Source organism: Psychrobacter immobilis, assembly GCF_904846285.1.
GTDB lineage: Bacteria > Pseudomonadota > Gammaproteobacteria > Pseudomonadales > Moraxellaceae > Psychrobacter > Psychrobacter immobilis_D.
The window spans coordinates 1-23,964 of record NZ_CAJHAD010000019.1; the positions used below are offsets into that span (position 1 = coordinate 1).

The following is a 23,964-nucleotide window of genomic DNA, read 5'->3' on the forward strand; positions in this document are numbered from 1 at the left end:
AATCTCAGGAGTGTAGGTTTGTCTTTTCATTGTCGTATTCTCTCAGAAAGTTAGGTCTCCGACAATCACGGGGCGATCCATTCCAAATTTGTTCGACATTCATTGGTCTTTTCTCACATCTCTCGCTCTTCCTGAGATACCTTAATCTAAAGCATTGAGTTGATACCTTCCAAATTTGTTCGACACTTATCCATTAGCTACACTGATAGAATGACTGACTCTAATATTACTGCTGACTTGAGTAAATTTAGCTCCTACATAGTCGGAGCGCTTCACCAACGATCACCCCGTATTACGCAGACCTGCTGCCAAGGCATTGATACTACGTATTAATGGGTCTTCAACATTAAGATCACCATGGTTAACATCACCTGTCGCATCTTTTTGTCTGGCACGCTTTAACAGCTCGATTTGGATATAGTTGGTTGGATCTAAATACGCATTTCGCCATTCAAGGGAAGCTGAAAGATTCTGTTGATGCGCCAATAATGATGTTTGATTAAGCAAAGCGTTTAAACCTGAATAGGTCAGCTCGTGCTCGTCAGTCACCGCTTTCATAATCTGTTCACGTAAAACCTCATCGTCACATAACTGGCTATAAGCCTGAGCAATACTCATATCAGATTTGGTAAACGCCATTTCAATATTGCTAATAAACACGTTAAAGAATGGCCAGCAGTTATTCATCTCCTTCATCAAAGCTTCATCATCGATGACGCTATGTAGGGCACTACCGACGCCATACCAAGCTGGCAGTGTAAAGCGCGCTAGTGACCAACCAAATACCCAAGGAATCGCGCGCAAGGTCGTCTTACTTGGTAAACCCTTATTACGGTGCGCTGGGCGTGAGCCGATATTTAATAGAGAGATTTCTGCTACTGGCGTTGCTTGGGAGTAGAACTGATAAAACCCTTCGGTATGGTCAGTCAGCTGACGATAACGCTGCTCACCGGCGTCTGCTAAGCGTGCAAAGAGCGCTTCATAATTTGGCAATTCAGGCGGTTGCACCACAAACCTTGATGAGCAAGCTTTAAGCGTACCAGTGATGCCCATGGTCAGCTCAAATACCGCCGTATCAGTGTTGGCATATTTGGCATAAAGAACTTCGCCCTGCTCAGTGACTTTAATTTGCCCATGCAGTGTACCAGCGGGCTGCGCAGCGATCGCCTTATGCGTTGATCCACCACCACGACTGACAGAACCGCCACGACCATGAAACAGGCGCGTTTTAATACCATATTCAGCAGCAATACGGTTAATGGTTTGCTGCGCGCTATAAAGCTGCCATGCAGAAGTAATGATGCCGCCATCTTTTGATGAATCTGAATAACCTAACATGATTTCTTGGGTGTTATCTGAATGCTGAAGCAGTCCGCGATAGAGCGGATTATCCAACACGGCGGGTAAAATCTTATCGATATTTTTAAGATCTTCGATGGTTTCAAACAACGGCGCAACGGGTAAGTCAGCAGATAACTGGCCCTTATCATTAATCTTGCATAAGCCTGCAAAGCGCATGAGTAGCAACACTTCTAATAATTGACTGGCATTATTGGTCATCGAAATAACATAACTGCCGAACGTGTCTTGTCCGACCAGTTTACGTAATGTGGCCACAGAGTTCATCAAAGCCAACTGTTCGCGTGTTTTATCACTCAAGTTATCTGTATAAATAAGCGGTGTGCCCGACTTTTCAAGTAAGCGCGTTAGCCATTCTTGGCGCTCGGTTTCACTCAGGGTTTGATAGTCTGGCAAATTAGAGGCATTGGCAAAAATATCGGCTATCACCTCACTATGATAAGACGACTCTTGACGAATATCGAGCGCTGCTAAATGAAAACCACAGGTTTTGACCAGACGAATCATGTCGAGCAATAAGCCTTCGCTATGTGCTTTGTCATGAGTATTCACGCTTTTTCGGATGATGCGTAAATCTTCTAATAACTCTTGTGGGTTGGCGTAAGCATCTTGTGCGGCTTCAAGGTCTGTCCCTTTACTTTGAATGTGACGATTGGTCGCTTTTATTTTGGCAAGGATAATCGATAACAATCTTCGGTATGGCTCATTGTTGTAATCATTGAGATTGTAATCAAAGACTCGTCTGTCGAGCTCAACGTAACTTTCAATCTTTGCATACACTTCAGGTTCGAGAGTAACAATCGTATCGCTATGAATCAGTTCACGGCGCAATTTCTTGATCAATACTTGGTAATGGCGCAAAACGGCATTGGCATGCATCAATACAGCCATTTCTGTGGTGTCATGAGTGACAAAGGGATTTCCATCTCTGTCGCCACCGATCCAAGAGCCAAAGCTCATGAACGCCGGTAATGGATAATCTGTTAGCTCTGGATAAATATCAACAATGGCGTCTTTAATATTGCGATAAACCTTGGGAATAGCGTTAAATAAACTGGCATTGAAATAGTGTAAACCATTATTGATCTCGTCATAGACCAACGGCTTACGGGTCCGCACTTCATCCGATGACCATAATAAATCAATCGTTTGTGCCGTTTGTTCTTTCGCTTGCTCATAAGCAAAGCTGTTTTCAGTAAAGTTGTTTAAGGCATCGCTATGAGTAAAGAGACTCTGCAATAGATTCATGGTCGTACGGCGGCGCGCTTCGGTAGGATGGGCGGTAAAGACAGGTATAAATTTCAGTTGCTCAATGAGCTCTTGCATTTGGGCAGGTTCAATATTGCGTTCACGACACTCAAGGAGCGTACGACGAAATGATCCTTCCCAGCTGTGTTCCGATTGCATGCGCATGGCTTGACGCTGCTCGCGTAAGTAATTTTCTTCACTTAGATTGGCTAAGAAGAAATAGATAGAAAAGCTGCGAATAACATTTTTTAATGTTTGATTGTCTAACGAGGCTATGAAGTCGATGAGTTGTTGCTTGTTCGCTTCGTTAGGCGCGCGTCGTTGTTGGATAAAGCCTTTGCGCAGGGTTTCAATCGTATTAAGCGTTTGTTCACCAGTCTGGCGAGAAATCGCGTCCCCTAGAAAGGATCCTAATAAGCTGATGCGTTCGCGTAATACGTCGTTATCAATAGTCATCCTTGATCTCCTGATCAAATTCATTAAAATATAGTCGTGCCGTGTTAAATGTAGATTCTCTATGGTGTAAGCCACTTAAACTGTTTATGTAGATTTTGAAGCTCTTATTGCTCATCAGCCAAGACGTTGCCAGCTTTAGGTATTAATCATTTATTTTTTGATGATACTGGGTCAGCCAATTCTCTAAGGTATATCCGTCTATCCCTAGTAAGTCAACAATATTATGAGTTTCACTCTTATGCTTGATGACTAAACTAACGGCTTCAAGTTTAATTATCCAGTTTTACCAAACAGTCAGAATTAATATCAGCAATCGTTTTGGCGCCAGTCAAGGTCATTGCAACGCGTATTTCTTTATCTAGCAGATCTAGCAAATTGCTTACCCCTGCACCGCCATCCGCTGCTAAAGCATAGATAAAGGCGCGCCCTAGCATGCAAATATCAGCGCCTAAAGCTAACATGCGCACAATATCTAAGCCATTGCGTATTCCAGAGTCGGCTAAGATTTTAATCTCTCCTTTCACCGCATCAGCAATAGGAGGCAGCGCCCGTGCACTGGATAAAACACCGTCTAGTTGTCGTCCACCATGATTGGATACGACTATACCGTCTGCCCCAAAACGCACCGCATCTTTGGCATCTTCTGGGTCCAAAATACCTTTGATGACCATAGGTCCATCCCAGTACTCACGAATCCAATCTAAATCTTTCCAAGAAATAGAGGGATCAAAGTTATTACCTAGCCAGCCTATATAATCTTCTAGCCCTGTTGGCTTACCTAAATAAGTAGAGATATTGCCCAGATCGTGCGGACGGCCATTTAGTCCTACATCCCATGCCCATTGCGGATGCGTCACAGACTGGAAGTAACGGCGCATAGTGGCATTTTTACCGCTCATGCCAGAGTGCATATCTCGGTAGCGTGCCCCTGGTACCGGCATATCGACCGTAAAAACTAAGGTCGAACACCCCGCCTCTTTGGCACGCTCCAAGGCATTTTTCATAAAACCTCGGTCCTTTAATACATAAAGCTGAAACCACATTGGACGGATGATTTTAGGCGCCACTTCTTCAATCGGACAAACTGAAACCGTCGACATGGTAAACGGAATGCCTTTTTGATCGGCTGCCATAGCGGCTTGCACCTCCCCGCGACGTGCATACATACCTGTGAGACCGACAGGTGACAATGCGACAGGCATGGATAGGGTTTCGTTAAATAATTGCGTCTCGAGACTGAGCTGTGACATATCATTCAGTACACGTTGCCTAAGAGCAATTTTTGATAAATCTTCAACATTACGCTTTAAGGTATATTCCTCATAAGCACCGCCATCTATATAATGAAATAGAAATGGTGGCAGTCTGCGCTTGGCAGCAGCCCTGTAATCGTTTGGAGATGAAATAATCATATGCTTACCCTTTTTATGCTGTTAGATATCTATATAATATTTTTGAATCTCTAATGGTGTATTGACTAGTGCCAAATGATATAACTTTTTTTATTCTAACTTTGTACTCGTGCTTCAGCATAAAGATCAGCGATAGAATGCTCAATCATAATAGATAGAGCTGACTTGCTCTTGAAGCATAAAGCTCAGCCCACACTAACTATTACACACAGCACGAGCAGTTGCGTTTATTTTTTGATGTTTTACCAATGCCAGGATTAAAGGTATTGGTTGGGTCTAAACTTTTATAGAAGTTCTGCAAATCAGGTTCTGCTTCATATAAGTGCCCGACATTATGTTCAGCAGGATATTTTGCGCCGCGTTGATTCAACAGCTCTAGCATCATCGTTTTCACATATTGAGCATCACTACCCTTTTTCAAAATATAGTCTTGATGAAACACATAACAAAAGAAGTGTCCGTAATATAACTTCATTTCTAAATGCTGTGTAATTGCTTCAGGTAGGGTTTCAAGCCACTCTAATTCATTACGTGGTATAGCAATATCGAGCGCTAATATCTCGCCTACTTCTTTTTCATGGATGACCTCATACCTTAATGCTGCACCGGCGGCGGCGAAACGGTTCAAAAAGGCACTTTCTGACTCTTCTTTACTACATTCAAAATAGCTACCGGTCTTTGATGCCGCAAAAAACGACTGCAAAAATTCTTGTGCTTCCACTATCCCATCATCGCTCATTTTTATTATGAGGTGATGCTCGTACTTATCACGGTACGCCAGCATGCGCTCAGGTAAATGCTTTGGAAATAAGTTAGCTATAAACTGCATGACTTTATCGGTGAAATGCTTTGGCATCCACGACCACTTATGAAATTTAGCGTCAATAGCGCCTTTGATAGAAAACAATCTAGGTAAGACATCTGTGCCGAGATGCTTGATACTTAAAAAAGTGTCTTTACCGTATTTAGCGGATACATCAAATATATCGCGATGCATATATTCGCCAACTTCGGGGGTATTTTTGAAAGTTGATAATATCTGCCTTCTTAACTGGGCAAGCTCACTGACACTATTACTGCCTATATAGAAAGCTTTCTCTTTTGTAGCGGTTGGATAAGTATCTAGGCGTACTGCAAATACCGCCAACTTGCCTGCACAGCCACTGGCTTCATACAGTCGGCGCTTATCAGCATTAAAGCGGCTTGGCGTACTTGCATCAATATCTTTTACTCTGGCGATATATTCTTTGTCTGATGCCATCTTGCCACTGTCAGGTAGCTTCCTCTTATCAAAATCACCATTTTGCAATCTCGTCAGTATTTCTTCTGGAGTATCCCCTAGCACTATATCTAGGTGGTTGACCAACACCAATTGACCTTGTTCGTTAATCTGCGCAAACAAAGCCAGCTCAGTGTAAGCAGGGCCTCTTTTCACCAAGGACCCTCCCGAGTTATTCGAAATCCCACCAATAATAGACGCCCCTAAAGTCGAGGAACCAATGACCGAATGCGGCGCTCTATTTACCGCATTCAGCTGACTTTGTAATTGGTGTAGCGTCGCCCCAGCCAAACTGATTACTTGCTCATTATCATTTATCAAATACAATCGGTCTATTGCCAGCGTATTAATGACCACCACAGGTCTATCATAGTCATTACCGCTTGGCGTTGAACCTTCGGTTAGGCCTGTTTTTGCCGCTTGCATAATAATAATGCAGTTACCTTCAACGCACACTTGTAGGCTACGCCAAATCTCCAGCAAGGTTTGCGGAAACAAAACTGCCAACGCGTTGCCGCCACCAGAGCGCCATCCCATTCTATAGTATTCGTTTTTCTCTGGATCAGCCTGTACATTGCGAGCGCCTAGCACGTCTGTGAGTTTATCTAAAACTTGATTAGGACTAAGTAGGTCTTGAGAAGTCATGTTTGCTGATAAAAGATTCAATGAAGAGATACGATACTCCTTATCATGTGATGGTGTATTATTCACGATACTAAAGGGCCCTGAAAACCGAAAATGTAAATTGCAGCCATGACGATGATGCCACAGAACAACACATAATACAGGGTAGGTAAAATAGTACGCCGAAGCGTCGCGCCCTCCATTCCAAGTAAACCCACCGTTGCGGATGCAGCTACTACGTTGTGTATGGCAATCATATTACCCGCTGCCGCACCAACGGCTTGAGCCGCTATGATTAAAGAAGGTGAAATACGTAGGCTCATCGCCGCTTCATACTGAAATTGACTAAACATCATGTTAGAGACGGTATTAGAACCCGCGATAAAGGCCCCTAATGCACCAATGGTCGAGCTGATTAACGGAAAAGCGCTGCCAAAAGTACCCGCAAACAACTCGGCACTTGCGACTGGCATACTTGCTACATCTGATAAGTTTATCCCTGAATTAATAAAGATTCTGACCATCGGAATCGTAAAGACCAGTACAAACCCAGCCGCTAAGACCGTTTTGGTTGATTCTTTAAAGGCATTATTTAGTGCACTACCTGGTTGTTTAGTTTGCAGAGCAGCGGCAACTAAGGCGCTTATTATTAACAAGCCTCCAGGTAAGTACAAAGGACTAAAGCTAGCGCTTATATCTGCCTCACCTAAAACAGACGTAAAATCTAACGTCGCACTGGTTAGTAAGGATTCAAATCCAGCAAACACTCTTGAACAAACCAACAAAAGCGCAACGAGCAAATAAGGGAACCACGCCATAACCGCAGACATCTTTTTACTGGTTGAATCCAGCGTCACATCTTCCTTACTGACCACCAACTTACCCATCCATTCGCTTGGCCAGTTTTTTTGAGGTTCAAAGTCCCATGTCGTTTTTGGCACTAAAAACCCTCTTTTGGCAGCGTTTACAACAATGGCGATACTCACTAAACCCCCGACCAGTGAGGGAAACTCAGGCCCTAAAAAGACACCTGTTAAAGTATAAGGAATCGTAAAGGCCAAACCGGCAAATATAGCAAATGGCCAAATAGCGAAGCCTTCTTTCCAGCTTTTATTTTTGCCAAAAAAGCGTGTGAGCATCATCACCATAAAAAGGGGCATAAACGTCCCAATGACACCGTGAATCATAGCGACCTGACTGGTTATAAGCTGCAAAAAGTTATCCCACTGTAGCCCTTCTTGTGCAAGCCGAGCGCTAATGGCCGCGGTATCTAAGCCCTTACTTACCCCTATCACAATAGGCGTACCGACTGCACCAAAGGATACTGGTGTACTTTGTATCATCATTCCCATTAATACTGCGCCCAGGGCCGGAAAGCCTATCGCCACCAGTAAAGGGGCGGCAATAGCGGCAGGTGTACCAAAACCAGAGGCGCCTTCAAGAAAGGTGCCAAAGCACCAGGCAATAATAATGGCCTGAACACGTCTATCTGGCGATACGTTGGTAAATCCAGCACGAATAACGGCAATGGCACCCGTATGCTTTAAGGTATTCAATAAAAAAATAGCCCCAAAGACTATCCACAATACCGAAACCGTAATGACCAAACCTTGAATGATGGATGAGGACACTCTAGTGAGCGTCATATCCCATATAAAAATAGCGAGCGCCGCGGTAACGGCTAAAACTATCGGCATTGTTTTTTTGGCTGACCATTGCAAGCCTATCAAAAAAATACCAGAGAGAACGATTGGCAGTAATGCCAGTAGACCATATATTGTTTGATTCAAAATCATAATATCCTTTTCTATTGTTTAATCTTCCTTGAACAAAGTCATCAAAGCCTTTATTTGGACAGCTCCATGATGACTAAGTTGTATTAAACATTCACAAACAGGGACTGTTAATTTGCTAAAGCTGTCTTGCAGAAAAAGCCGAGCACGACTTGCGACAGTTTATGGCCCAATGTTCAAAACGCCCTAAAACAGTCTACGCCTTATTAATTAATTGATATATTGCATCAATGGACAATGTTATTTTCTTTTTTTGCTATAATCTAACCCGTATTACGCCAATTGGAGCACAAGTATGGTCAAAGCTGACGATATGGTTTTATTCGTCCAAGTTGTTGATGAAGGGTCGTTTTCTAAGGTCGCTGAAAAGATGTCATTAACCAATTCAGTAGTGAGCAAGCGCATTGCAAGATTAGAAAAAAACTTAAATACTCAGCTACTTTATAGAAGCACTAGAAAGTTGAGCTTAACCGATGCAGGGAGGACGCTGTATGACAAAGCTAAAATTGCTAAACTTGCCTTTCAAGAAGCAGAAGATGCGGTGACGGGTTACGGTGAGGATATGAGAGGCACTATACGTATAACCATGCCTGTGGTCTCTGCGAATTTGATATTGAGCGAATCGATTGCCGAATTCTGTAAACAGCATCCTGAAATCTCAGTAGATTTACAAATTACCAATCGCTTGGTTGACTTAATAGAAGAAGGCTTTGATCTGGCAATAAGGACCGCTGAGCTTGAAGACTCATCGCTCATTGCAAGGCGCCTGATAGATAGCCAATGGGTGATATGTGCGACGCCAGACTATTTAAAGCAATATGGCATCCCTCAAACCCCTGAAGAATTACAGTATCATGAGTGTTTGGTCTATAAGTTTGATAATACCTCGAATAACATATGGCCCTTATATATAGACGGTACAGAGCAATTAATGCCTGTCCAAGGCCGGTTTTATAGCAATCATCTGAGTGCGATTAAACAAGCAACGCTTAGCGATTTAGGTGTCGCTTTTTTGCCCCAAGCGCTGGTCTATGAGGAGATACAGCAAAATACACTTACGCAGATTTTGCAACGGTTTACCCGAAAAAAACTGGGCATGTATGCGGTTTATCCTAAGGCTAGGCAACCAGATCAAAAGTTAAAACTGCTCGTTGCACATTTGCGAGACTCATTACATCGGAAACAGGCTTATTATTGCTAAGTAATAGTAAGCCTGTTTCCGATGTATAGTCAATTCTAAATAAAATAGATACATGAGGTTTTTACGCGAAACTGGAATAAATTTTTCTGGCTTGCTGTGCCTGCGCAGACAGAGGCTGCGAAAAATCAATTTCAGTTCCGCTGTATCGTTTTTATACTGGACTAACTATACATAAGAGGATGAGTGAAATCAAAAAGCTAATAAGAGGCTGTTATTACTCGCGACATAGCTTGAGTAATTTAGGGAATCACGGTGTATTTGGTACTGTACATTGAGAAAATTTTCATAAGAGATTGACTCGATATTAGATTTTGCTATACCAACCGAAATACTGATTCAGGTGTGTTAAGACACCCCATAAAAATCAGCGCACTTTTAGGTATAATAGAACTCCAAAAACCAGAAATTGATAGTGACTATTATGGCTAAAGTTTCTTTAGATAAGCCCAGCCTTGCTAACTGTCCTATTGCCCGTAGTCTGTCGATATACGGCGATACTTGGTGCATGCTCATTTTACGTGATGCCCATATGGGTCTTACTCGCTTCGATGAATTTCGCAGTAGTTTGGGTATTTCACCCTCAATGCTCACCAAACGCTTGGCAACATTAGTAGATGAGGGCTTATTTGAAAAAAGACGCTACTCAGAGCTTCCACCGCGTGAAGAATATCTACTCACTCAATCTGGGCAAGACATATTACCTGTATTATTTGTACTAGCAACCTGGGCCCGCGCTCATAAACCGAGTGAGGAAGGCGTACAGATACCCGTCTTTATAGATTCAGAGACAGGTGTGGAGATTGAGCCCATCGTCATTGATAAGAATACTGGGATCGAAATTGGCAAACGTGCTATACAGCGAAGAAAATCATAGCTTATCCACTATCTATAGTGAGTTAGCGAAATGCTTCTTACCAGCAAATCGCCACTGAACTTATCCTAACCGTGCTAAAAAACTTATAGTTACTATTTTTTTAGTAGTAACTCACTTATTATTATCTTATTATTGGATAAGATATGACCCCCTACTCTTTACTTGCGTAAAAGTAAGCTTAAAAAGATTGAACGTAAAAATAACTCGTATAAAACAGGATTGTAAAATGGATGTTACAAAGATGGATGCTGCGGATGTGATGGCTACTTGGGAAGCTGACGATTTACGAATACGCGCTAAATTAGGCCCTGCAGGGATCACATCGCCTGCTAAAATGGTCAGTATGAGTGGTAAAGCGCTCTTTGATGCCATGTTTGCTGGAGAGTTGCCATCGCCACCGATTGGCGAGACGCTTGATTTTATTCCTATTCATATAGAAAGCGGTCGTGCTCTCTTTCAGGGTCGACCAGGTCAGCAACATTACAATCCACTAGGCAGCGTGCATGGTGGTTGGTTTTGTACCATTCTCGACTCTGCTGTCGGCTGCGCTATTCACTCAACCTTACCTGCTGGCAAAGGCTATACCACGTTAGAGATCAAGGTAAATATGATTCGTGCCTTGACCAAGGCAATTCCATTGGTACGCGCTGAGGCTAACATCATTCATGTCGGCAGACAAACCGCCACTGCTGAAGGTCGCATTGTTGGTCCTGATGGCAAACTGTATGCTCATGCCACCACGACTTGTTTAATATTCGATATGGAGTAGTGAGAGTAGTAACTAATTTTACTACAAATAGTTTTAATCATTAGCTAACAATAAGAACAATACCATGCAAACATTCGAACGTACGATGACTTTAGAGGGCAAAAAAGCACGCTATTATGACCTGTCTGCTTTGATTAATAATAATAAAAACACCAAGCTGCCTGATGCGCATTTTTATGGAGGTAATGGCTTTACGACTGGTGTTTATCTGCCATTATTAACCAAGCTTAGTGAGCAATTTACCTTCACCAGTCTTGCCATGCGCGGCTATTGGCATGACTTACCCACCGTAAAAAGACTAACCCGTGAAGAAGATGCCGATATTCTGATTGATTTTTTAGAGAAAACACAAGATAAGCCAGTGGTTGGTATAGGGCATTCTCAAGGTGCAACTGCCACCGCCATTGCCGCGGCCAAGCAGCCAGAACTATTCTCACAGCTGTATTTAATAGAGCCTGTTACTTTTACCAAGTCACAGACCCTCATGATGAACTCAGCACCTGATGAATTGAAGATAGGTCAAGAGCCCTTTAAAAGCACACAAGCCAAGCAAGTAGATTGGGAAGGTGTTGAGTCGTACTACCATCATCTACGAGCACATCGCGCCTTTAAGCGCATTAATGACGATCATCTTTATATCTTTGCAAAGAACAGTCTTGTCGAAAATGATCAAGGCCAATACAGCCTGCTATTCACACCTGAGCAAGAATTAGCAAGCTACTTTGACACCCCTTTCGTCAATGATGCCTTAAAAGACCTAAATGCGCTTGATGTACCCTATACCATTATCGTTGGCAAACCTTCTATGTTTATTAGCGATGAGGTTCGTAAAGTTTGGGAAGATATCGTCCCTGTTGAACGCATCATTGAGCTTTCTGACAATGGACATCTGCTGCCAATGGAAGCACCTGAACAGTGTGCGACTATCATTATGGAAAAATTTACGAGCTACTGAGCCTCTTTAGGCTCAGACTTACTACTGGCATAAATAAAACAAAGTGCGATAGCTAAGCAAACCAAAGCCGCCATTCTACTGACCGAAAGGCTAATCGCCTCGTTACCCAACCAGCCAAAATTATCGATCAGTACGCTCATGCTCAGCTGACCAAAAATAACGGCTACCGTTGCCACAGCAGTTCCAATACGCTGGACCGCAACCACCATAATGACAATATAAGGAACACCGCACAAAGCGCCAAGTAGTTGCCATTTAGGCACATCCATCAAAGTGACCGTATGACTTGGTTCAAAAAAGAAAATAAGCAATGCAGTTACTACCGCACCCACAGAAAAGGTTAAAAAAGCACTTTTAAACACCCCAATATTGCCGCCAAGACGGCCATTCAATGCCGCTTGTACGCTCAAAGCCGCGCCGCCAATTATCGACAATACAATCATTAAAATAAGCATTGTTTTTTACCCCTGTGCCATAAAGATAAGTGCAGCAATAATAAAAAATAAAGCGATAATGCGTTTGCTGTCTATTTTTCGCTCCATAGTCTCAAACAAACCATAATGGTCTATGAGTAAACTCTGAAACACTTGCCTAGCCAGTATGCCAATCATCGTCAACGCAATACCAATGACCGGTGTCACCACGGTTAATACCACCACATAAACAGGACCTAAAATACCGCCAACCAGCAGTAAAGGGGGCTGTGAGAAAAAGGAAGGGCTATCTCGCGGACTAAAAAACAACATCAAAAAGAATGTCAGAGCAGCGCCAACGCCAAAAATACTCAACGTTGCCCACAGCTCGCCTACCTCATTTCCTAAAGGTCCAAGTAATCCCGCTTCAACAGATAATCCCATGCCCCCTAAAACAACAATAAGTATTAATAAAATTTGCATGTAATAATCCTCAATGAGCAATGCGGCATAGTGTACCGCAGCCTATACCCATTAAAAAACGCTATAATATAGAAATAACCTTTGCATAAGTTGCACAAATGAATACAGTGGATAGCATCAACATAAAAACTCTATTATTTTTTATAGAGGTTTTTGACGCTCAGAGTTTTTCTGTAGTGGCGCGAAAAGAAGGTGTGTCAGCTTCTAAAGTGTCTCGTATTATCAAACAGCTAGAAGACTCTTTAGGGCAACAGCTTTTTCATCGCAATACACGTGCCGTCATTCCGACTGAAGCGGGACATGTGTTTATGCGCTATGCAAAATCCATGACTGAAAGCATGAATGCGGCACAACAGGAACTTCAAGACAGGACTTTAGAACCAGGTGGTTTAATCAGAATCAACGCCCCTATTTTTTTTGGACAACGCCATATCGCACCTTGGCTGCCGCAGCTTAGTGCTCAATATCCTAAATTAAAGATAGATTTGACGTTAACGGATGACTTTATTGATCCTCATCATTACGCAACAGATGTTATTTTTAGAATCGGTACTTTAAATGACTCAGCCTTTCATGCGCGTATCTTTGGTGAGCAAACTTATCATCTTGCCGCTTCTCCGGCGTATATAAGCACACATGGTAAATTGCAAGTGCCAGCAGATCTGACGCATCATAAATGCCTAGTGTATAAGGGCTCAACAGGACCCAATCGTTGGTTTTTTAAAACAGGAAGTGAAGATTGGACGCCATTCTTAGCGCCTACTTTATTAATGTCCAATAATGCGGAATCTTTGTTGGTATCTGCACTTAAAGGCATGGGAATTGTACTTTTTCCAGATTGGCTCATCGGTGAGTATTTAAAGAGCGGTGCGCTTATTAAGCTACTACCTGATTATAATGCAGCCGTGAAAACCACACCTCAGCATGTTGCGGCTATTTATCCTAATACCCGCCATGTTTCTCTAAATGTTAGAGCACTCATTGATTATTTTGCCAAGGTTTATGGCTCGCCCCTTTATTGGCAACTCAATTAAAAAGTGATAGTTTAAAGTTAATAAGTATTCATAGGTTTTATGAGAACAGGGTGCAATACAAAGATGTCATTACACCCATTCAGAGGTATTTCTAAACAGCTCATTCATTGTTGAAAAATCAGGATATTGTTTGAATTACCAGACTATGCTCCGATTTTTTTAAGCATGCCTTAATAAAAATAAACAGCAGATCAAAATTTTTTAAAATTATAATCTTCCAAGTGAATATTTATGGATTTGACGGTAAAGGTCACACTGTATCTACTGGTGTATATAGTGCATAGTTGAATATTCAAGTTTTCCCTAAGGAACCTAAATCACTGAATGAGGTAATAATTATTAAGGTACCTTAATTGGCTTTAATTTCTTATACACGCAACGATCAAACGTTATCTTAAATGAATTTGAGCATAAGAAAGACAATTTATACAGGGTTCATTGAGGTATATATTAATATCAATGATCCAAATTCAGGAATTAAGCCATGTTATTTTTTCATTTAAAATCATCATTGCCTATATTTGAAACGGCAATGGCTTCTGCCTTATTAATTGGTACTGTACAACTGATGACAGGCTGTGACTCACAGCCCTCATCTTCAAATAATGACGGCACTGCACAAACGAATAATATAGATAAAGACATGGCTAAGAATGATGAGATGTCTGTTAATCTAGCGCCTACAGATTCTAGCGCTAAGGATGAAACACAAACTAACGACGCAGCAAATATAGCTGATGAGCAAATCGTCAGCCCATCAGGGTATCAGAAACTAAGCTTCGGTCAAGTTATTACACCTGAACTGCTAAGTAGCCTAGGAATGAGCAAAGCTAAGAGCGATAACGAACAGTGCTACTACGTCAGTAATCCGAAACTGAGCTATATCGATAAAGAGTACGGTGAACGTGCTTCTGTGCTATATCAAATCATAGATGGTAAAGTTGCTCTGATTAGTATTCAGGATCCAAGCATCTCGTTTTATAAAGACATCAACGTTGGCAATTTAGCCTCAGACGTTATGAAAGTACATAATGACGAGCTTAGCTACGAGGTCGATAAATATGCAGTTGATAGTGACTACTATAGCCTGATTGCTAACGTCAATTTTAAGGTGATAAAAGAAAGCCCACTTGGAGAATTCTTAAAAGACGACAATATTGAGATTAATAATAAACAGGATAAGTTGCCCCTACAAATTGAATATCATATCAAGGGTGGTCAAAAGCTGAGTGATTCTATGATTAAGGCGACTGAGTGGACAGCAGACAATAAAAACCTATTAAAAGGGGAGGTAGAAAGCATCGATATTGGTATACCAGAAGCAATTTATTTGGTGGAAGGCTGCTCTTAAAAGTTGAATATAATAACCCAGCATCTAGCTGGGTTATTAGTGAAAGGTCGCTTTGTGACTCATGCTCAATCAATGAGTTATCGCACTCTCTAAAATCGTATACGCTGCTTTGACCCTATCTGCATTGGGATAGTTTTTATTTGCCAGAATGACAATGCCTGATTTTTCGGCAGGAATATAAGCGATATAGCCACCAAACCCATTAGTAGCACCTGTTTTGTTGACCCAGACGTTGTTTAAAATAGGCGTTGGATGATTATCTGTTGTAATGGCTTGAGGCTTTAGCACCACGTCCATTGAGTTACCTTCGAGTAAGGTATCTAGCTGAGTAGGATAAGGGTACATCTCCCATCCTAACCCTTGTGTAAAAGTGCTCGCCTGATAGTAACCCTTTCTATTATTGTCTAACGCTTGCTGAATATCTTTATCCAACGGCACCAGACCCATATTAGCCGCCATAAAATGTGTCATATCTTTAATGGTGGATTTAATGCCATAGGCTTCAGCGTCTAACATGCCGGGATTGACTCGGATAGCATCGCCAGCAGCATTATAGCCAAACGCATAATCCGCCATTTTGTCATTAGGCACATTGATAAAGGTGTTGGGCATATTAAGTGACGGCAGTATCTTTTCTTCCATCAATTGTGTGTAATCAGCATCCATGCTCAATGCCGATATATAACCAAACAACCCTATGCTGGCATTGGAATATAAACGCTTTGAGTTGACAGGAAAGACTGGCTGCCAAGATTTATAATAACGAAGCAACTGTTTATTATTTTTAACGTCATCAGGTACTTGTAGCGGCAGACCACCAGCTGAATAGGTGGCTAGGTTCATAAGCTTAGTATTGCCAATGGGGCTGTTTTTTAGGTAGGGAATATATTTGTCAGCGGTATCTTCTAATGTAAGTGTGCCCTTTAATTCTGAATAACTGGCTAAGGTAGCCGCAAACGTCTTACTGATTGAGCCTAGCTCAAAAATAGTGTCCTCTGACACAGGTTTGCCAGCTTTTTTATCAGCCAAACCATAATGATAGAAGTGTGATTTACCATCAATAATAATGCCAAAAGCCATCCCTGAAATATCATGCTCATTCATTAATAATCTGGCTTGCTGATCAACGGCGCTCTTTAGATGGTCATTGTTACCTGCTGCCTGTGCGGTTCCAGATAGTAATGATGCTGTCACTAAAGCGGTAAGTCCTACTTGATTTAAAAGGGTTTGAACGGATTTTTTCATTATAGGGCTTCTCGTTTATTCTGATAGATGGACTAAAAATTTAATGCGTAATCTCAGAATGCTGAATCCCCGACAATCTCGGCGATTTGTTATCATGGATTGGATTCTTTAGGGTATACCCCACAGAAACCAATTATAACAAACTCCTGAACTAGCTCATCTATTGCGCGTATCATAGAACCATGTGACCTTTATCACAAAGCTAACTCATAGCTTGTACTAAAACTCCTAAAAAAATTACGGGTCAATTTTATAAGCAATTGAATTTATTGTAATTAATACATGCAACATGTAAAAATATCGGACTAACTATGAATATAGAGATAACCATTTATTTTGAGGTAAGCTTGATCGCAATCAAACACTGACCTATTTTAATCTTCAATTAATTTAATTTGAAATATATAGTTATTCTCTTTATAGGAATGATGTTGAAGTTAATAATGATTTTAAAGCGCTTGCGACGACGGCATTTGATGCAGCACTCTTCTTTGTTACTTCTGACCATATATTGGCTGATACGTACCCTTGCGCACTTAAGTGGCTATGCAATCAATCTTCGCCATAGCACTGACTGGTCTCATCATGAGCTACTCTAAACAGTAATTTAACCCGATTGCGATGGATCTACTGCTCACTAATGTCACGATTAATCCAGCGTAGTGGCTTGCAATCAGGCAAAGCAGTACTTCGCTTTATCCCTCCTCATTTAGAATCTCTCGTTCCTCTTTAACAATTTTAAGTTGTCGCTTGAGCTATTTTATTTCCTGTATAGCTGCCATAAGCTCAGGATCATCTTGTTCTATACCAAAAATCTTGCCTTGATCGGTTTTGTTCTGCCAGTTTGATAAGGTTTGCATCGCTATGCCAAGCTACTTATCAGTGGCTGAAAAACTACCATTATTGTCAGCTAGCTTCTCAACGGCTTCTGCTTTAAATTCTGTGTTATAAGTTCTGATTTTCTTGGTTATGGTAAGCTCCTCATCGAATCGTTAGTTTACCAAATTTATCTCTACGGTTCCTTCAGCATAGCTCATAAGTATCTCAGTTGAGGCTCCTAATAGTTTAAATAAGGACTGTTGTACTCAGGCTATGTCACATATTAAGGTTCATGAACTATTTATTTCTCTCTTCACTATAGATTATTGTTTTTACTAGATAATTATCTCTTTTAACTTGTGAACATAATTTTAAGTACGCATAAGTTAAATGATGATTATGGATCACCAATATTAAGTGTTTAAGTTTAAGGTTTACCAGTTTCAGCTATATGATTGATGCCCATTCTAATCTCTCATTTGCTTAGCTTATATGACTCTGACTTATCTTCCTCTCGATATAAGCTATTTTTAGCTTCTACTCTAAAGTCCTGTTGATCCATCGTTGGCTGACTTATTAATACCAAGCGCGCACTATTATTAATTTCTAAGTCATGAGTATCTGAATCACGGAATAACGTATTCTGCGCCGCTCGTTTAAAATCATCTTCGCTCAGCATTGTTTTAACCTTTATTATACCTATTTCTCCATCAGTATTTTGCGTCTCATTTTGAGTTTCAATAGACTGAGTAATGGACTTAGCATTAGGTGCGGCTGTTGCGTTCACTTGATTGGCTGATACCTTATCCTTGACGAATGTAGCTGATACACTATCAGTTGCTAGTGATATATTAGAATTTTTTGCGAGTAAATAATCGAAGGCAAATACAGCAAGTAAGAAAACAGCGCAAAAAATACTGATCACGCTGAGAAATTTGGCGTTATTAAACGACCTACTCTTATTAGTTTGAGCGGCGTCGATATAGATCTGAGGTTTTGAGTCGTTTACAGCCTTTTGCGTGGTTTGATGCATCATTTGCTGCATATAGTGCTCGTATGGGCGACGCATACGCTTACGACCCTCGACATTTAAAATAACGTCATTACTATTAAGGCTACTACTAGGCAGCTTTGTAGCGATATCAGGATTCATGTCATTACTCGAAGGGCTCATCAGTACCGTATCCATATATGTTATTAGCAGTATATATCCGCGTCTATATCTGATGATACGTAACCTTCGATACGATGCAACGGTTTTTGGTATGAGCGTTAAGATTACCGGATAAACGGTATCAAAACACTGATTTAGGGCATTTTTAGTAAATTAGGCATGGTTAATCATTGGTCTCACGAAATAATGTACTTTGTGACTCTTCTCTAAAATCTTCATAGGTAATGGCAGGTTCAGACTTTGATTCATTCTCAGCGGTAGTCTTATCCTCATCGCTAGAGTTTTTATTATTGGTACTTGGCGCAGTGATTTTAGAGTCTACAGTCGATTGATTGCTACTATCAGCAGAAGCTTGATTAGGGTTTTTGTTTTCTTGTCCATTATTAGCAACAGGCGTCTCATTTGCTGTATTTACTTTATCGCTATTATTACTAACATCTGTATCAGTAGCATTAGGTGTGGTTGAAAGTACACCAGCAAATATGAGCGTCAATACCACTGCAGCAATCAATACCGAACCAACAACCATCCCAATGATAAGCAGTTTTTTGCTACTTGCCAGCTTAGTATTTTTTGCTGGGATAAGTTTGGTTGGGCTTTGTGCAGATAAATCATCGATGTTAATCTTTTCTTGATCGAGATCTTCAACGTTGTCATAGCTTTGTTTCGTACTATTTAAAGGCGCCTTATCTAAGGACTCTATAGGAGAAAACGACGCAGAATCTCTTGCTGTAGTGTTGTTAGCCTTATCTGCATAGTCATCATTTTCATCGGAGAAATCTAAATGAACGCTCGTACTTGAGGCGTTTGTTCCCTGTAGATTAGCCTCTTGTTGCCAATCATCTTTCTGGCTGGCAAATAATTCCAGTTCTGCGGCGCTCAACGGCTCGTATGATGACAGCTTATCAGCATTTTTTAGCGGTTTTAATGGCGCCAGCCTGCCCTCGCCATTAGCTTGTTCGCGATTGCCATCACTATCAGCACTATCTACATTTTCGACACGCGTGATAAAGCGCTCATAAATATTGTCTTTACGAGAGCGTCTTCGTGGCTTAGCATTAGCAATTTTCGCTAAATTTGCCTCTAGATCATTGCTTTTATTGCTTTTTTTATCGCTCATGAAGTGATACCAGAACAGTGAATGCCACGAAAAATAGATAATTGCTAAAATGAGGGTAAATGCAGCTTGTTTGCACGCTTTTTTAGCATGGCTAATTTACATCAATTGTTTGCTAAATTGTAACACTATCGTTACCACACAATATAGTGGGTCGCCCCCTCTCCTTCAAGTATAATTTTACGCTTGTTTCTCCTATTCATATAAAATAGCCACAATATTAGCTTAAATAAGCGTCATAGACAGATGAGCATGACAATATGGATTTAAAACAGCTCAATGCTTTTATTGCTATCGCTGATTGCAAAAGTTTTAGCGCGGCTGCCACCAAAACAGGCTTGTCACAGCCTACGCTTAGCCGTTTATTAAAGCAGCTTGAAACCGATATGGGAGTGGAGTTGGTTGATCGTTATCATAGACCGCTACATCTGACAGAAGCGGGTGTATTCTTTTACGATAAAATCAGTACGATACTGACAGAGATTGACACCGTCACCAGTATGACCCAACGCTTATCGGCGCCCAGTGCCGCCTTAAATATTGGTTTTGTACCATCGGTGCTCTACGGCTTACTACCTGAGGTCATCGCTAAGCTAAAACAGTCTAACCCTGATATTGAGGTCAATTTAAAGGACATCAGCTCCTATCAGCAAATTGAAGCCTTAAAAACGGGTGAAATTGACGTTGGCTTTGGGCGCTTTGCCCATCAAGATCCTTGGATTCAGCAAATATTATTGCGTCATGAGCGGTATTTGGTGGCGCTTCCTAAAGCGCATGCGCTCGCCCATATCACTGAACAACGCTTGATTGATTTGGCAAATAATCGCTTGATTTTATATCATCAAACTCACCTGCCTATATCGACGACATCCCAACCTATTAACAACACTATTAATAATATGGCTACTGCTACTGCTAATAATCAAAGCGGCAGCCGACATAATGAGTCGTCTAACGAGCAGCCATCTTTTGAGCCGGTGACCGAACCTTTACTGCATCTGTTTGCCCAATATGGCATCTCACCATTTATGACCACCACCGTCAGTGATTTACAAGTGGCACTCGGCTTGGTTGCCGCTGGCGAAGGCATTACCTTGGTACCTGCCAGCCTAAAAACCGTACGCACCGAGCAGATCGTCTATCGAAGCCTGCTGCATGAAAATGCCACCTCTCCTATTTACCTGCATACGCTTAAAGACTTTGTCCATCCTAAAATACCTGACTTGCTTGGCGCAATTTATCAAGTATATGAGCGCCGCGGTATCACTTATCGTAAGCAAAGTTTTACCTTACAGCGTTAAAGCGCATTAAACCGTTGTAAATGGCGCCAAGTGGCAGATATCGGTGGCGGATTGTGTTATAAAGAACCGGCAAAAAACACATAGCCCTAACCCTTGATGTTTACAGAATACTATGCTAACTATCGGGTATAGTCATACAAACTATTAGTAATAATAATTAGAATAATCCTTATCCTGTCTAGCAGCATTATGATAAAGTCGATACAAGATGAATCGTTTTATGGTTTTCTTTTAAGCATTCTATAATTCACTTCTCTCATGATCATTGGCAAGCTGACACAGGTAAGTGATAATTTGCCGTTTTAACCATTTCGAGGTATTCATGACCACACAACCACTTAACAACCCAAGCGCTACAGACGATGGCGCTACCGTTAATGCTGTCCCGCAGCAAGAAGGATTTAGCTGGCGGATTTTTGGACCCGGTATTCTAATGGCGACTGCTGCTATCGGCGGCTCACATCTAATCTCGTCTACGCAAGCAGGTGCACTATACGGCTGGCAGTTGGCAATTATGATTATTCTGGCCAACGTTTTTAAGTATCCGTTTTTTCGCTTTGGTACTGATTACGTCTATGATACTGGCGAGAGTCTAATTGCAGGCTATGCCAAACGCTCAAAAGCCTATCTATGGGTATATTTTATTCTATCCATTTTATCGGCGGTGATTAGTACTGGGGCCGTGACATTACTTGCTGCCGTAATCTTGGGCTTTATGCTGCCAGCTTCTGTAGGATTATCAAGTATTACCTTAGCTATCATCATCGTTGCTGTATGTTGGTTTTTTCTGATTGCTGGCCATTATAAGTTGCTTGATGGTGTGACTAAGTGGATTATGATTGCGCTCGTATCCGCAACTGTGGTGGCGGTGATGATTGCTGCTGGCAAGCCGACGGTGATGGTTGCTGATTTTGTCCCGGCATCTCCTTGGAACTTGGCGACGTTAGGCTTTATTGTGGCATTGATGGGTTGGATGCCAGCGCCTCTAGAGTTTGCAGCAATTACTTCGATGTGGACATCAGCCAAGAGAAAAGCTGACAACACAACGCATCGTCAGGGTTTGTTGGATTTTAATGTTGGTTTCTTAGTCTCTGCTATTTTAGCGCTGTTTTTCTTAGCGTTAGGTGTTTTCGTACAATACGGCTCTGGTCAAGAGATTCAGACTGCAGGTGTCGCTTATATTGATCAGCTTATCAATATGTATACCGCCACTATCGGTGAATGGTCAAGACTACTCGTCGCCTTCGTCGCCTTTATGTGCATGTTTGGCACCACCATTACCTGTGCGGATGGTTACGGGCGTGCCAATGCTGAATGCTGGCGTTTGATTAAAGGTGAAGACGAGATTAATAAGAAACAAATCGCCTTTTGGACCACTTATGCTATCGGTGGCGGACTGGTGATTATTAGTTTCTTTGCCGGACAGTTAGGCGCTATGCTGAAGTTCGCGATGATATCGGCATTTATATCCGCACCTATCTTTGGTTGGTTAAACTACTCGCTCGTGAAAAACCATAAAAAACTATCAGCCGGCATGAATGCGTATTCAATCGCAAGTCTTGTATTTTTAGGTGGCTTTACCTTGTTATTCCTAGCCAACCTTGCTGGTATCCTTGGTTGATTTTGATTAAAATCTCTTTATAAAACCTTTTATCATAAAAGCCCTTTTAGCTCAGCTATCAGGGCTTTTTATTGCTGAGTGCTATGGTCAGCCTTAACGAAGGCGGAATAGACTAAAACAGAGCGATTTGTAACTAAATGTAAATAATAATATGGCTAAGATTTCATAACTTGAGCAATATGAATAGTAATCTTAGTAAATCTCTAGAAAATGGATATTACTATTCATAATATGAATTATTTTATTAATATTAATAAATATATTAAGTGTTATTAATTAATAGCAGTAAAACACCGCTTTGCAGTCATGGATAATTGGGTATAATCAAGCACAACAATCTCATCCTTCTTCATCATATCGATAAGATTATCCCTCCACGTAAGGACTACGACATGACCTCATCAGCTGGCGCTCGCTTTCGCAGTGCAATGAAACAAAAAAACGATAATAACCAACCACTACAGATTGCCGGTGCGATTAATGCTTATACGGCTATGATGGCAACCCAAGTCGGTCATCAAGCTTTGTACCTCTCTGGTGCGGGTGTAGCCAACGCCTCATTTGGTCTGCCTGACTTGGGTATGACAAGCCTTGATAACGTCTTAGAAGATGCGCGCCGTATTACCGATGCGGTGGATACGCCGTTATTGGTCGATATCGACACCGGTTTTGGTGGTGCATTTAACATCGCTCAAACGATTAAGAAAATGGAAAAAGCCGGCGTTGCAGCGGTGCATATCGAAGACCAAGTGGCGCAAAAACGCTGTGGCCATCGCCCAAATAAAGAAATCGTTAGCATCTCAGAGATGGTTGATCGCTTAAAAGCAGCGCTTGATGCCAAGACGGATAAAGACTTTGTGGTGATGGCGCGTACGGACGCCCTATCTGTAGAAGGTCTTGATGCGGCTGTTGAACGTGCCGTTGCTTTTCAAGAAGCAGGTGCCGATATGATTTTTGCCGAAGCATTGACCGATATCGAGATGTACCGTAAGTTTACCGATGTATTGGATATTCCAGTCCTCGCAAATATGACTGAGTTTGGTCAAACTGATTTATACACCACCGAGCAGTTATATGCGGTTGGGGTTAACATGGTACTTTATCCATTATCCGCCTTCCGGGCGATGAACAAAGCGGCATTAAACGTTTATCAGCATCTGCTTGATGATGGCACGCAAGAAAAAGTCGTCGATACCATGCAAACGCGTATGGAGCTTTATGACTTCTTAAACTATCATGAGTTTGAGCAAACGCTAGATAAACTATTTGCTGATAACAAGTAAAGCACTATATTTACAACAGTTGTTCAAGTAAAGAATTAAAGCTTAAAGCGTTGGCTTTGTCATAGATGACTACAACCAGCGCTTTATTTAAAAACTATCAATACCGTGCAACACTTCTTATCTAACCAAAGCTACCAACAAAAGGAATTTATC

The 23,964-nt window shown here is 41.5% G+C and carries 18 protein-coding genes and 2 pseudogenes; 9 read left to right on the forward strand and 11 right to left on the reverse strand.

The window, feature by feature from the left end:
• Positions 1-282: 282 nt before the first annotated feature.
• From ppc to JMX13_RS10610, 4 genes are all read right to left on the reverse strand, one after another.
• Positions 283-3,063 carry a phosphoenolpyruvate carboxylase gene (ppc, locus tag JMX13_RS10595; protein WP_201612451.1) on the reverse strand — a complete coding sequence of 927 codons (2,781 nt, stop codon included), beginning with the start codon at positions 3,061-3,063 and terminating at the stop codon, positions 283-285.
• Between the two features lie 269 nt (positions 3,064-3,332).
• Entirely contained in the window at positions 3,333-4,475 is a 1,143-nt protein-coding gene (lldD, locus tag JMX13_RS10600) for an FMN-dependent L-lactate dehydrogenase LldD (protein ID WP_201612452.1), read from the reverse strand.
• A 202-nt stretch (positions 4,476-4,677) separates the two neighbouring features.
• A complete protein-coding gene (gene dld, locus JMX13_RS10605; protein WP_201612453.1) occupies positions 4,678-6,399 on the reverse strand; it encodes a D-lactate dehydrogenase in 1,722 nt (573 codons plus the stop codon).
• 62 nt (positions 6,400-6,461) lie between these two features.
• Positions 6,462-8,168, reverse strand: a complete 1,707-nt coding sequence (locus JMX13_RS10610) for an L-lactate permease (protein ID WP_227686290.1) — start codon at positions 8,166-8,168, stop codon at positions 6,462-6,464.
• A 298-nt stretch (positions 8,169-8,466) separates the two neighbouring features.
• Here JMX13_RS10610 and JMX13_RS10615 point away from each other — a divergent pair, with 298 nt between their 5' ends.
• The 4 genes from JMX13_RS10615 to JMX13_RS10630 all read left to right on the forward strand — a co-directional run bounded on the left by JMX13_RS10615 (position 8,467) and on the right by JMX13_RS10630 (position 11,970).
• Positions 8,467-9,372 carry a LysR family transcriptional regulator gene (locus tag JMX13_RS10615; RefSeq protein WP_201612455.1) on the forward strand — a complete coding sequence of 302 codons (906 nt, stop codon included), beginning with the start codon at positions 8,467-8,469 and terminating at the stop codon, positions 9,370-9,372.
• A 421-nt stretch (positions 9,373-9,793) separates the two neighbouring features.
• Positions 9,794-10,246 (forward strand): winged helix-turn-helix transcriptional regulator, encoded by a 453-nt coding sequence (locus JMX13_RS10620; RefSeq protein ID WP_201612456.1) that lies wholly within the window; start codon positions 9,794-9,796, stop codon positions 10,244-10,246.
• Between the two features lie 226 nt (positions 10,247-10,472).
• Positions 10,473-11,015 carry a PaaI family thioesterase gene (locus JMX13_RS10625; RefSeq protein WP_227686291.1) on the forward strand — a complete coding sequence of 181 codons (543 nt, stop codon included), beginning with the start codon at positions 10,473-10,475 and terminating at the stop codon, positions 11,013-11,015.
• 64 nt (positions 11,016-11,079) lie between these two features.
• A complete protein-coding gene (locus JMX13_RS10630; RefSeq protein ID WP_201612457.1) occupies positions 11,080-11,970 on the forward strand; it encodes an alpha/beta fold hydrolase in 891 nt (296 codons plus the stop codon).
• On the opposite strand, the gene JMX13_RS10635 is transcribed toward JMX13_RS10630, so the two are convergent.
• Both JMX13_RS10635 and JMX13_RS10640 read right to left on the reverse strand, forming a co-directional pair.
• The gene (locus JMX13_RS10635; protein WP_201612458.1) at positions 11,964-12,425 is read right to left on the reverse strand and encodes a DMT family transporter; all 462 of its coding nucleotides are present in this window, start codon (positions 12,423-12,425) and stop codon (positions 11,964-11,966) included. The two genes, JMX13_RS10630 and JMX13_RS10635, sit on opposite strands and share 7 nt — an antisense overlap.
• Before the next feature lie 6 nt (positions 12,426-12,431).
• Positions 12,432-12,866 carry a DMT family transporter gene (locus tag JMX13_RS10640; protein WP_201612459.1) on the reverse strand — a complete coding sequence of 145 codons (435 nt, stop codon included), beginning with the start codon at positions 12,864-12,866 and terminating at the stop codon, positions 12,432-12,434.
• A 98-nt stretch (positions 12,867-12,964) separates the two neighbouring features.
• Here JMX13_RS10640 and JMX13_RS10645 point away from each other — a divergent pair, with 98 nt between their 5' ends.
• Together JMX13_RS10645 and JMX13_RS10650 are read left to right on the forward strand one after the other, a co-directional pair.
• Positions 12,965-13,900 carry a LysR family transcriptional regulator gene (locus JMX13_RS10645; RefSeq protein ID WP_201612460.1) on the forward strand — a complete coding sequence of 312 codons (936 nt, stop codon included), beginning with the start codon at positions 12,965-12,967 and terminating at the stop codon, positions 13,898-13,900.
• Positions 13,901-14,384: 484 nt separating this feature from the next.
• Positions 14,385-15,251, forward strand: a complete 867-nt coding sequence (locus tag JMX13_RS10650) for a hypothetical protein (RefSeq protein ID WP_201612461.1) — start codon at positions 14,385-14,387, stop codon at positions 15,249-15,251.
• A gap of 69 nt (positions 15,252-15,320) precedes the next feature.
• Here the strand turns inward: JMX13_RS10650 and ampC are convergent, their stop codons facing one another.
• The 5 genes and pseudogenes from ampC to JMX13_RS10665 form a co-directional block, all read right to left on the reverse strand.
• Positions 15,321-16,496: a class C beta-lactamase gene (ampC, locus tag JMX13_RS10655; protein ID WP_201612462.1), complete on the reverse strand. Its 1,176-nt coding sequence runs from the start codon at positions 16,494-16,496 to the stop codon at positions 15,321-15,323.
• Between the two features lie 430 nt (positions 16,497-16,926).
• Positions 16,927-17,153, reverse strand: a pseudogene (locus JMX13_RS13825) (IS3 family transposase); the annotation flags it as partial.
• Positions 17,154-17,254: 101 nt separating this feature from the next.
• A pseudogene (locus tag JMX13_RS13830) lies at positions 17,255-17,467 on the reverse strand (transposase); the annotation flags it as partial.
• A gap of 323 nt (positions 17,468-17,790) precedes the next feature.
• A complete protein-coding gene (locus JMX13_RS10660) occupies positions 17,791-18,489 on the reverse strand; it encodes a hypothetical protein (protein ID WP_201612463.1) in 699 nt (232 codons plus the stop codon).
• Between the two features lie 163 nt (positions 18,490-18,652).
• On the reverse strand, positions 18,653-19,609 hold the full coding sequence (locus tag JMX13_RS10665) for a hypothetical protein (RefSeq protein WP_201612464.1): 957 nt from the start codon (positions 19,607-19,609) through the stop codon (positions 18,653-18,655).
• A 257-nt stretch (positions 19,610-19,866) separates the two neighbouring features.
• Here JMX13_RS10665 and JMX13_RS10670 point away from each other — a divergent pair, with 257 nt between their 5' ends.
• The 3 genes from JMX13_RS10670 to prpB all read left to right on the forward strand — a co-directional run bounded on the left by JMX13_RS10670 (position 19,867) and on the right by prpB (position 23,811).
• Positions 19,867-20,907, forward strand: a complete 1,041-nt coding sequence (locus JMX13_RS10670; RefSeq protein WP_201612465.1) for a LysR family transcriptional regulator — start codon at positions 19,867-19,869, stop codon at positions 20,905-20,907.
• 322 nt (positions 20,908-21,229) lie between these two features.
• Positions 21,230-22,528: an NRAMP family divalent metal transporter gene (locus JMX13_RS10675; protein WP_201612466.1), complete on the forward strand. Its 1,299-nt coding sequence runs from the start codon at positions 21,230-21,232 to the stop codon at positions 22,526-22,528.
• A gap of 392 nt (positions 22,529-22,920) precedes the next feature.
• A complete protein-coding gene (gene prpB, locus JMX13_RS10680; RefSeq protein ID WP_201612467.1) occupies positions 22,921-23,811 on the forward strand; it encodes a methylisocitrate lyase in 891 nt (296 codons plus the stop codon).
• The last annotated feature ends 153 nt before the right edge of the window (positions 23,812-23,964 follow it).